This is a genomic window from Streptomyces sp. NPDC059477, assembly GCF_042749375.1.
GTDB lineage: Bacteria > Actinomycetota > Actinomycetes > Streptomycetales > Streptomycetaceae > Streptomyces.
Genome location: NZ_JBHYUG010000052.1, coordinates 1 through 10,984, shown reverse-complemented (window position 1 = coordinate 10,984; position 10,984 = coordinate 1). Strand labels below are relative to the sequence as shown.

The window sequence follows — 10,984 nt, the reverse complement described above, 5'->3', positions numbered from 1 at the left end:
TGGTTTATTTGGTGGGGGGGGGGGGGGGTGTTTGTTTTTTTTGGGGGGGGGTGGGGGGTTGGGGGGGGGGGGGGGTGTTTGTGGGGGGGGGGGGGGGGGGGGGGGGGGGGGGGGGGGGGGCCCCGGGGGGGGGGGGGGGGGTGTGCGCGGGGCACACCCCCGGGTGCGGGCCGGTACCTCAGAGGCTGCCGGGACCCCGGGAACTGCTGAGGCTTCAGAGGCTGCCGAGACCCCAGGGACTGCTGAGGCTTCAGAGGCTGATGACGCCCGTACGGGTGTCCGTCATGTCCATCAGCGTCCACTTGCCGCCGATCCGGCCCCAGCCGGTGCCACGGGCGCCCGCGCCGCCGAACGGCATGTTGATGTCCCACCAGTTGTTGGACTCGTTCACGATGACCTGGCCGACCTCCATCTCCTCCATGAAACGGAAGGCGGACTTCATGCTGCTGGTGAAGACCGCGCCCTGGAGGCCGAGGGCGTCGTCGTTGGCGATGCGCAGCAGGTCGTCCTCGTCGCGGCCGGTGATGATCGGGACGACCGGGCCGAAGGACTCCTCCCTGGACAGCAGGCTGTCCTCGGGGACCGCGTCGACCACGGTGAACTCGTAGTAGAGGTCGGTCGGCATCCCGCTGCGGCGGCCACCGCCCAGCAGGATCTCGGCGCCGCGCGCACGGGCGTCGGCCATGTGCCGGTCCATCTTGGCGGCCACGCCCTCGTTGTTGAGCGGGCCCAGGACCGTCTTGCCGTCGAAGGGGTCGCCGAGCAGCACCCGCTCCGACTCGCGCAGCACGGCCTGGACGAACGCGTCGTGCACATCGGCGTGCACGACCACCCGCTCGGTGGCGCAGCACACCTGCCCGGCGCACGGATAGGCGCCGTCGACGGCGGCCTTCGCGGCGGCGGCGATGTCGGCGTCCGCGAGGACGACGAGGGGGCCGTTGCCCGAGCACTCCATCAGGGACCGCTTGAGACCGGCCGCGGCGGTGATCTTCGCGCCGGTGGCGGAGGAACCGATGAAGCCGATGGCGTGGACGCCGGGGTGGCGCACCAGGGCGTCACCGAAGCCACCGTCGCCGGGCAGGATGTTGACCAGGCCCTCCGGCAGCCCGGCGGCGGCGACCGCCTCCATGGCCTTCAGGACGGTCAGCGGGGTGTTGGCCGGCGGCTTGACGATCAGGGCGTTGCCGGTGGCCAGACCGGGGGCGGCGAACTCCGCGAACATCAGCAGCGGGAAGTTCCAGGGCGTGATGACGCCCCAGGTGCCGACCGGGCGGTGGAAGGTGAACATCTTCTTGGAGTTGTCGCGGGACAGCAGGGTCTCGCCGTTGAGCCGTACCGCGTCCTCGGCGTGCAGCCGGAAGAGCTGCGCGGTCTCCGTGACGTCGGCGACCGACTCGGTCAGCGGCTTGCCCTGCTCCAGGGTCTGGAGCCGGGCCAGTTCGTCGCGGCGCTTGTCGATCTCGTCGGCGATGCGGTGACACGCCGCGGCCCGGTCCCACACATTCACCCCGGCCCACGCCCGCTGCGCCCGGTGCGCGGCCTCGACCGCGGCGTCCAGATCGGCGGCGGTGGGCAGCGGGAACGATCCGGCGCGCTCTCCGGTGGCGGGGCTGATCACCTCGGCGGTCCGTGAGCCGGCGCCGTCCGTGAAAGTGCCGTTGATGAAGAGCTGCTGCTCTGCGGTGGTCATGAGGTGGGTGCTCCTCTGTCCGTTCCGATGCCTGGTCCGATGTCCGGTCCGATACGTGGACCCGATGCTTGGACCCGATGATTCATCGACAAGTTTGGAACGTCAAGACTCACGGATCAGCAAAGTAAAAGGTATTCGATTGCTCATGCGTGCATCTTGACGGGAAATTTTGGCTGGACTTATAAGTACGCAATGAGCACCTCAGCCAACAGCCCAGCAGGCACCGCCGCCCCGGCCGCCGAACCCGCACTCGCCAAGAAGATCCGCTGGTACGACGGCTTCGCCATGTCGCTGACCATGCCGGCGGCCCTGATCGCGTCCCTGGGCGCGTCCATCGGCGGCCTCGGCGCCTGGGGAGCCATCGCCCTGTGGGCGGCCTCCATGGTCCTGGCCACCGCCACCAACTGGATCTACACCGAACTCGCGGCGATGTTCCCCGAGTCCTCCGGCGGCATCGCCGCCTACGCCGCCGAGGGCTGGCGCTCCCGCGCCCCCGTCGTGGGCCCCATCGCCAGCATCGGCTACTGGTTCCCCTGGACCACCGCGCTGGCCGTCTACGCGGGCATCATCGGCTCGTTCGTGCAGGCCCAGTGGTTCCCCGGCCAGGACTGGTCGGTGACCCTCGGCCCCGCCGAACTGAGCTTCCCGATCGTCGTCGGCCTCGCCGTGATCCTGCTGCTCTTCGGCGCCACCATGTTCGGCCTGCATGTGGCGATGTGGCTGGTGTACGTCACCGGCGGCGCGCTGCTGATCCCGCTCGCCGTCTTCATCGTGCTGCCGTTCTTCAGCGGCGACTGGAGCGCCGGCGGCCTGCACTGGAGCCTGCCGGACGGCATGGGCGGCCTGCGTGAGGCGCTGGTGTGGCTGTACGTGATGGCCTGGACGTCGTTCGGCGTCGAGGTCTGCGCGACCTTCGCCCCCGAGTACAAGGACACCGTCCGGGACACCTCACGCGCCCTGCGCGCCGGAGTCCTGTTCTGCCTGGGCGTCTTCATCCTGCTGCCGCTGGCCCTGTCCGGCTACGTCGGCGAGGCGGCCATCTCCGCCGACCCGACCACGTTCTACGTCGGCGCCTTCCAGGACCTGGTGGGCGGCGCGGCCGACCTGATGGTCGTCTTCCTCATCGCGTCCCTGCTGCTCATCATGATCACCGGCCTCGCCGACGGCTCCCGCGTGCTCTACGAGATGGGCCGCCAGGGTCACACGGTCCGCCAGGTCGGCGTCCTGAACCGACGGGGCGTCCCGGCCCGCGCCCTGATGGTCGCCCTGGTCCTGAACATCGTGGTCCTGACGGTCCTGAAGACCCCGCTGGCCATCATCGTCACCGGCAATCTCGGCTACATCCTCACCCACGTCCTGGCGATCTCCGGCTTCATCCTGCTGCGCCGCGACCGACCCGACGCCCCGCGCCCGATCCGCCTGCCCGGCTTCTTCGTCCCCCTCGCCGGGTTCCTGGTGGCCCTCCTCACCGTCATCCTCGTCGTCGGCGCGACCGGCTTCTCCATCACGGGCTACGGCGGCTTCAAGGAACTCGCCATCGCCCTGGGGGTACTGGCGGTGTCGGTACTGCTGTGGCTGTACCGGAGGAAGGTGCAGGACCGGAGGGAGTGAGTGCGGTACGGGCGGGCGGCCCTACCGGCCCGCCGTCGTGACCAGGCGGTGCAGTGCCGCCCGCGCGGGCGGTCCCCACGAGGTCTTGCCGCCGGGGCGGCCCCGCTCGCCCGCCGCGCCGATGAGGAGGCCGCCGAGGGCGCGCAGCACCGCCCAGCCGCGGGCGCGGCGCAGGGTCGCGGGGTCGGCGGCCGGGCGGTAGGCCCGGTGGAAGTGGCCGGCCGTGCCGTCCGGCAGCAGCAGCCAGGGGGCCGCGAGGTCGCAGGCGGGGTCGCCCGCGCACAGGTCGCCGAAGTCGATCACGCCGCAGAACGTGCCGTCCGAGGTCAGGACGTTCGCCGGGTGGAGATCGCCGTGCAGCCAGTGCGCGGGGCCGTCCCACCGCGGCGCCGCGAGCGCGTCCTCCCACACCTCCCGCACCGGCCCGGGATCGGCGACCAGCCCCGCGTCCACGGCCGACCCGAGCCGCTCGGCGAAACCGTCGGCCAGCTCGCTCAGCGGTCCGCCCCGGCCGTATCCGCTGACCGGCGCCGCGTCGGGGGCGGGCCGGTGCAGGGCCGTCAGGAAGGCGGCCAGCGTCTCCGCGGACTCGGCGCGGGTGGCCGGGGCGCGGTCGGCGGGCGTTCCCGGCACCCAGGTGGTGACCGTCCACGGCCGCGGAAACCGCGCCGACGGCTCCCCGAGCCGCCGCGGCACCGGAACCGGCAGCGGCAGGCGCGGCGCCAGCACGGGCACCCAGGTGTGCTCCTTGCGCAGCAGTTCATCGGCCCCGGGCGTCGCCCACGGCAGCCGGACGGCCAGATCGTCGCCGACCCGCCACAACTGGTTGTCCCACCCGAACGCCCCGAACCGCACCGGCCGCCCGGCGAGATCGGGGTGCTGCTCACGCAGCAGTTCCCGGACCAGTTCGGCGGTGATCTCGATCTCGATCTCGGTGTGGGTCACAGGGACGACCCTAGTCGGCCCTCCCCGCGTGGCCGCGAACCATGAACGGCACATGAACGGGCGGCCGGTGCGCTGAGGATCCGGTGAGATCGTCCCGCCAGACATGGTTTCCCACCAGTCCGATAGGAATAGTGAGGAACGGGTCGTTCCGTATGTCGCCCCCCGGGCCGGCCCCCGTGTCGATGCCCGTGTCGATCCCCCGATCCCTCACCTCACCGACCCTCGCCGGAGGCAGCAACGTGACCTCAGCCCGTCAGCGGTACACCGTGGCCATCGTCGGAGCGGGAGCGGCCGGGACGCTGACCGCCGTCCAGGTCTGCGAAACGGCCGTCCGCCGCCGTACCCCCCTCGATCTCGTGCTCGTCGACCCCGCCCCCGAGGCGGGCCGGGGCACGGCCTACGCCACCCGCGATCCCCGGCACCGGCTCAACGTCCCCGCGGGCAACATGAGCTGCTACCCCGACGACCCCGGCCACTTCACCCGCTGGCTGTGCCGGCACGGCGAGTCCGAGGTCACCGGCGCCGAGTTCGCCACCCGCTACCGCTACGGCGCCTACCTCGCCGACACCCTCGCCCAGGCCGTCGTACGGGCCCGGGGCGTGGTCGCCGTACGACGGCTGCGCACCCGCCTGGAGAGCTGTACCGGCACCCCCGACGGCCGGGTGGACCTCCATCTCGCCGACGGGGGACGGCTCACCGCGGACCGGGCCGTGCTCGCCACCGGCCCCGCCGCACCCCACGCCGCCTGGGCGCCGGACGCCCTGCGCGGCTCCGCGCGGTTCGTCGCCCGCCCCTGGACGCCGGGCGCGCTCGACGCGGTGGCCGCCGACGCGTCCGACGTGCTGCTCGTCGGGACCGGGCTGACCGCCGTGGATCTCGCCCTCGCGCTGGACGGGCCCGGCCGGACCGTGCACGCGGTGTCCCGCAGCGGGCTGCTGCCCCAGCCGCACGCGCTCACCCCGGCCGGACCCATGGCCCCGCCCCCGCTGCCCGGCGGCCTCTCCCTGGGACGCCTGCGCCGCACCGTCTACCGGCACGTCAGCCGGGCCCTGCGCACCCACGGCGACTGGCGCCCCGCGCTGGACAGCCTGCGCCCCCAGACCGCCCGGCTGTGGCACAGCCTCAGCCCCGAGGAGCGCGCCGAGTTCCTCGCCCACGAGGGCGCCCTGTGGAACACCCACCGCCACCGGATGGCCCCCGCCACCGCCGAGTCCGTCGACCGGGCCCGCACCACCCGCAGGCTCACCCTGCACTCCGGGACCGTCACCGCCGCCATACCCGACCCGGACGGCTCCCTGACCGTCGAACTGTCCGACGGCGCCACCCTCCGGGTCGGCTGGGTGATCGACTGCACAGGCCCCGGCCGGACCGTCGACGACCCGCTGTGGGCGTCCCTGACCCGGTCCGGGGCCGCCGTTCCCGGGCCGCTCGGCATGGGCGTCGCCACCGCCGACGGCCGCCTGCGCGCCGCCGCACCGGACGCCGGGCTGCCGCTGTTCACCCTCGGGGCGCCCCGGCGCGGCGAGCTGTGGGAGACCACCGCCATCCCCGAGATCCGCGTCCAGGCCGCCGCCCTCGCCCGTGAACTCCTCGCCCCGCTCGCCCCCGCGCCCCGCGCCACCCGGCGGCCCGTCGACGGACACGGCCTCGCGCTGTCCACCCACGCCGAGGCCGCCGCGGCCTACCGCCGGGGCCTCGACCGAGTCCTCAAGGTCCGGGCCGGCGCCGACGACGCCTTCGCCCGCGCGGTCGCCCTCGACCCCGGCTTCGCCCTCGGACACGCGGCCCTCGCCCTGCTCGGCCACGAGTGCGGCGCCCCCGTCGACGTCCCGCGCGCCCTCGCCGACGCCCAGCGCAGCGCCCGGGAACGGGCCGACGCGCGCGAGCGCTCCTTCGTGGACGTCGTCACCCGCCGCATCCACGGCGACGGCGGCGACACCGCCCTGATGCACCACCTCGACGCCCACCCCGGCGACGCGCTCGCACTGGCCGCCGCCGTCCCCACCATCGCCTTCTCCGGCGTCGACGACCTCGACGACGACTACGCGCTGCGCCTGGTCGAGCGCACCTCACCCGCCTACGACGGCCACTGGTTCCACACATCGCTGCTGGCGTTCCTGCGCCAGGAGCAGGGGCGGCTGCACGAGGCCGGGGAACTGGCCCACCGCGTCCTGGCCACCGAACCCGCCGCCGGGCACGCCGTGCACGCCCTCGCCCACGTCCACTACGAGACCGGCACCCACGAGGCGGGCCGCGACTGGCTCGACGGATGGGTGGCCGGACGCGGGCGCGGCGCCGTCCACCGCGCCCACTTCTCCTGGCACATCGCCCTGCACGAACTGGCCCTGGACGACCCGGCCGCCGTCCGTAAACGCTGGCACAGCCAGCTCGCGCCGGGCCGGGTGGCGGGCGTCCGCGCCCTGGTCGACTCCGGCTCGCTGCTGTGGCGTGCCCGGCTCAGCGACAGCTGGCAGGGCGAACTGCCCGCCGGGGACGTCCTGGAGGCCGTCGCCCGCGATGTGCTCGAACGCCCCGCCACCGCCTTCACCGCCCTGCACTGTGCCATCGCCCTCACCGCCGCGGGCGACCTCGCCGCACTGCGCCGACTGCGCGACCACGCCGCCGGCGCCGACGCCGTACAGCGCGAGATCGTCGCCCCGCTGTGCGAGGCGCTGGCCGCGCTGGTCGAGGAGCGGTTCGGCGAGGCCGCCCGCGGGCTCACCGCGCTGCTGCCCGTCCTGCGCAAGGTCGGCGGCAGCGCGGCGCAACGCGAGGTGATCGAGGAGACCCTGTTGTACGCCCTCGTCTCGGCGGGGCGCTGCGAGGCGGCCCAGCGGCTGCTCACGGCCCGACTGGACCGCAAGGAAGCGCCCCGGGACCGGCGGATGATGGCGGCGCTGGCGCTCAAGGGCTGAGCGTCGCTCGACCGGCCCTGCCCGTCCGGCCCACGGGACAGGTGGTGCGGGAGAAGGGTTTCGCCCCCTGGCGGGCAGGGGTCCTCTCCCGCACCCTCACACAGGCCCCCCACTCACAGCAGGTGCGACACCGCCCGGTGGGCCGCGTCGAACGCCGCCTGGGTGTAGCCGAATCCCTCGGCGTCGGAGTTGGCGATGGTGATCCGGCCGACCGGGCGGCGGGCCTGGGCGTAGGGGCGTTCGGACTCGGGCCGGAACAGGTGCGGATCGTCCAGGGAGTTGTACTCGTAGGCGTATCCGTGCGCCCAGCGGTTCACCGTGATGGCGGTGATGTCACGGCCCGGGTCGAAGCCGTGGGCGGACAGCGAGCGGGTCATCGAGTCACGGATCTCGCGCTCGAAGTCCGCGAACTGCATCCGCATCAGCTGCTTGCGGCCCGCCTTGTGCTGCTCGCGGCAGATCAGTCCGGGCTGGTTCGGGGTGGCGGACAGGGAGATGACGGTGGGCAGTTCGGGGCGCTTCGGCATCTTGAAGTCGCCGATCTCGGTGACCGTGGGCAGTCCGAAACTGCTGAAGAACCGGGACGGCGTGCTGACCCGGGAGATCCGGGCCTGCGCGAAGGGCCGCCAGTCGCGCAGCGCCACCCGCGCGTAGACGAGGGGGACCTTGACGCCGTAGCGCATCGCGGAGACCTGCTCGGCGCCCAGCTCGGGCATGACGTACGAGGCGACGGAGTTCCAGCAGGCCATGACCACGCCTTTGGCTCGGACCTGGTAGCTGCGCCCGCCCTTGGAGTAGCGGATGTCCACGCTGCGCCGGCCGTCGTTGCGGACGCTGTAGGCGGTGCTGCCCAGCCGGATCCGGACGTCGTTGCCCGCGCGGTCCAGACGTGAGTAGTCCGCCTTGGCCGTGACGATCTCCCGCCAGTCGGGGCGGCGCTCGTCGAAGGCGTGGGGGACCAGCTTGCTGACCAGGAGCCGGGCGAGCGAGGCGTTGCCCTCGGGGAAGTAGAAGTTGCCGTCCTCCTCGCTCTCGTTGAGCTGCATGAGCGGGGTGAACCCGGCGCCCGGCCAGGGGGCGTGGGTGAGACCGAGACCGTTGAAGCCCGGCTGTCCGGTCGCCCAGGCGTCGGCGGCGGCGACCCGGTCGACATTGACGCCCCACAGCCCGTTCGTCCCGCGCTTGACGATCTCCAGCGCGTCGTCGTCCAGGCCGATCTTCTCGCGCAGATACGTCTCGTACGGGGTGCGGGCGAGGATCTCCTTCTTCTGCGCGTCGCTCAGCCCCGGGTAGAAGTCCTCCGTCGTGGTGTAGAGCCGCACCAGCGAGGCCCGGCTCGCCGCGCTCATGGGCAGCTTCGCGGCGTACGACGCCCAGGACTCGCCGGACTCACGGACCACCAACTGGTCCTTGCCCCACCGGTCGGCGGTGAACAGGGTCGCGCTGCGCAGCGAGTACGGGGCGTAGGCGTCGCTCTTGACCGTGGCCTCCAGCGCCTTGAGGTCGACGCCGAGGTCCTTGGTGAGCAGGTCGCGGGACGCGCGGGTCCAGGTGCTGGGGGTGTCGATGTTGACGGTGCCGCCGTTGGACAGCAGCAGGCTGCGGCCGACGTGGAACTCGTTGCGGCGGGCGTGGCCGCCGAAGTCGTCCAGGGCGTCCAGGATCAGGACCTTGGCATGCCGCCCGGCGTGTTTGCGGTAGAGGTAGGCGGCGGCGAGCCCGCTCAGCCCGGCGCCGACCACCACCAGGTCGTACGACTCACGGATGCTGGTGATCTTCCCGGGGTCGAAGTCACCGTTGCGCACGGAGTGCGCCACGTCGTACGAGCCCTGCCCCTGGCCGCCCAGACCGGTGCCGGTCGGCGGGTACGGGGTCTTCGAACCGCCGTGGCCGTGCCCATGACCATGGCCGTTGCCTCGGGACGAGTTGGGCGCTGCCTGGGCGGCACCGGGCAGCGCGGTGGCGGCGGCGATGGCGGCCGTGCCGACGGCCACACCGTCAATAAAGTCGCGACGGGTGATGCGCCGCCCCATACCGAGTTCACGATCACTGAAGCCGGACATGCCAAACCTCCACGCGGAATTGCGGACTTGCGGACTTGCCGAGATGCAGAGTTCCGGAGATGCGAAATTCGGAGTCGTGGGGGGTGATCGTGATGGTAAACAGTTGTCGGTCCGATAGTTAAGTGCGAATTTCGTTGCAAGTGGCCAATATTGATGCGGAATCAGTTGCGGGGTGAGGGTGGGGCGGCCTGTCGGGCGGTCCACCACCGGCACCGGATCTTCAGGGTGCGTTCGTCAACCCGTGAGGTGGGGTGGGGGAGTGGGGCGGCCGGGGCGCCCGCCGCGCCCGTACGGTTCCCGTTCTCCGGGCGTCGGCCGATGACCTGCCCACGACAGCCGCCCAATCCTGTGCGCCCCCTGTGTCACCTGCGCTTTTACGGACCGATGGGCGGCGTACACCCGGGCCGTCGCGTCTCGGCGACGAAATCGCGACACCTCCGGCAATGCGGTCGACGCCGGACAGCCCCGGCGGAACCCATCGGCCGCGTCGGCCCCGGCGGAACCCGTCAGCCCGTCGGCCCTGGCAGAACCCGTCGCGGCCGATCAGGGCCGATCAGGGCCGATCGGAGCCGATCAGGGCCCGCCCGGCCCGCCGCCGCGCAGCAGGGTGTTGAGGCGGGCCGCCTGGCGGGTCAGATGGTCGCGCTCGGCGAGGGTGGGGGCCTGCCGGGCGGCCTCGGCGTACAGCCGCGCGGCCGTCGCCGGGTCGCCGTCGCGCTCGTGCAGATACGCGGCCACCGCCGTGTGCCGGGGCAGCGAACCGTCCAGCTCCGCCAGCGCCGCCAGCCCGGCGCGCGCTCCGTCGGCCTCGCCCACGGCCACCGCCCGGTTCAGCCGGACGACCGGACTGTCCGTCAGCCGCAGCAGCTCGTCGTACCACTCCACGATCTGCACCCAGTCCGTCTCCCCGGCCGTGGGCGCGTCCGCGTGCAGCGCCGCGACGGCCGCCTGCGCCTGGAACTCGCCCAGCCGGTCACGGGCGAGCGCCGCCTGGAGGATCCCGACCCCCTCCGCGATCGTCCGCGTGTCCCACCGGCTCCGGTCCTGCTCGGCGAGCGGTACGAGCGCACCGCCCGGCCCGGTCCGGGAAGCGCGCCGGGCGTGGTGCAGCAGCATCAGCGCGAGCAGCCCCGCCACCTCGGGATGGTCGATCGCGGACGCCAGCTGCCGGGTGAGCCGGATGGCCTCGGCGGCGAGGTCGACATCACCGGAGTACCCCTCGTTGAAGACCAGGTACAGCACGCGCAGCACGGTCGCCACATCACCGGGCCGGTCGAACCGCACCCCGGACACCGTCCGCTTGGCCCGGCTGATCCGCTGCGCCATCGTCGCCTCGGGCACCAGATACGCCTGGGCGATCTGCCGGGTGGTGAGCCCGCCGACGGCCCGCAGCGTGAGCGCGACCGCCGACGACGGCGTCAGCGAGGGGTGGGCGCACAGAAAGTACAGCCGGAGCGTGTCGTCCGCGCCGGACGCGGGCCCCGGCGCCGGTTCCTCCCGTACGAGATCCTCCCGGCGGCGGCGGGAGGCGTCCGACCTGCTCGCGTCGAGGAACCGGCGCCAGGCCACCGTCACCAGCCAGCCCTTGGGATCCCGGGGCGGGTCGGCGGGCCAGACCCGGACCGCCTCCACCAGCGCGTCCTGCACGGCGTCCTCGGGCGCCGCGAAGTAGGGGCCGCGGCGGGCGAGGGTCCCCCCCACCCCCCGCGGGTGAGACCGGGGCCGGTGGGGTTTAAACATATACCAGCCCACCAGACCGG

At 73.1% G+C, this 10,984-nt stretch carries 6 protein-coding genes; 2 read left to right on the top strand and 4 right to left on the bottom strand.

The genetic code is table 11. The features are described 5' to 3' along the window. Nucleotides 1–250 precede the first annotated feature (250 nt). On the bottom strand, nt 251–1,690 hold the full coding sequence (locus ACFXAZ_RS24440) for an aldehyde dehydrogenase family protein (protein ID WP_384595072.1): 1,440 nt from the start codon (nt 1,688–1,690) through the stop codon (nt 251–253). 192 nt (nt 1,691–1,882) lie between these two features. Between ACFXAZ_RS24440 and ACFXAZ_RS24435 the strand changes: the two genes are divergently transcribed. After that, complete coding sequence (locus ACFXAZ_RS24435) at nt 1,883–3,301, top strand: APC family permease (protein WP_384595069.1); 1,419 nt, start codon at nt 1,883–1,885, stop codon at nt 3,299–3,301. 21 nt (nt 3,302–3,322) lie between these two features. Here ACFXAZ_RS24435 and ACFXAZ_RS24430 read toward each other — a convergent pair whose 3' ends face one another. Then, a complete protein-coding gene (locus tag ACFXAZ_RS24430) occupies nt 3,323–4,246 on the bottom strand; it encodes an aminoglycoside phosphotransferase family protein (protein WP_384595066.1) in 924 nt (307 codons plus the stop codon). Nucleotides 4,247–4,485: 239 nt separating this feature from the next. On the opposite strand from ACFXAZ_RS24430, the gene ACFXAZ_RS24425 reads away from it, so the two are divergent. After that, nucleotides 4,486–7,161, top strand: coding sequence for an FAD/NAD(P)-binding protein (locus ACFXAZ_RS24425; RefSeq protein WP_384595063.1), 2,676 nt, complete (start codon nt 4,486–4,488; stop codon nt 7,159–7,161). Nucleotides 7,162–7,274: 113 nt separating this feature from the next. Here ACFXAZ_RS24425 and ACFXAZ_RS24420 read toward each other — a convergent pair whose 3' ends face one another. Together ACFXAZ_RS24420 and ACFXAZ_RS24415 are read right to left on the bottom strand one after the other, a co-directional pair. Further along, on the bottom strand, nt 7,275–9,224 hold the full coding sequence (locus tag ACFXAZ_RS24420) for an NAD(P)-binding protein (protein WP_384595060.1): 1,950 nt from the start codon (nt 9,222–9,224) through the stop codon (nt 7,275–7,277). Between the two features lie 573 nt (nt 9,225–9,797). Beyond that, on the bottom strand, nt 9,798–10,964 hold the full coding sequence (locus tag ACFXAZ_RS24415) for an RNA polymerase sigma factor (protein WP_384595057.1): 1,167 nt from the start codon (nt 10,962–10,964) through the stop codon (nt 9,798–9,800). Nucleotides 10,965–10,984 lie beyond the last annotated feature (20 nt).

Coding starts and splice junctions, on each gene's coding strand:
- ACFXAZ_RS24440 (WP_384595072.1), bottom strand. CDS start 1,690: ATGACCACCGCAGAGCAGCAGCTCTTCATCAACGGCACTTTCACGGAC.
- ACFXAZ_RS24435 (WP_384595069.1), top strand. CDS start 1,883: ATGAGCACCTCAGCCAACAGCCCAGCAGGCACCGCCGCCCCGGCCGCC.
- ACFXAZ_RS24420 (WP_384595060.1), bottom strand. CDS start 9,224: ATGTCCGGCTTCAGTGATCGTGAACTCGGTATGGGGCGGCGCATCACC.
- ACFXAZ_RS24415 (WP_384595057.1), bottom strand. CDS start 10,964: ATGTTTAAACCCCACCGGCCCCGGTCTCACCCGCGGGGGGTGGGGGGG.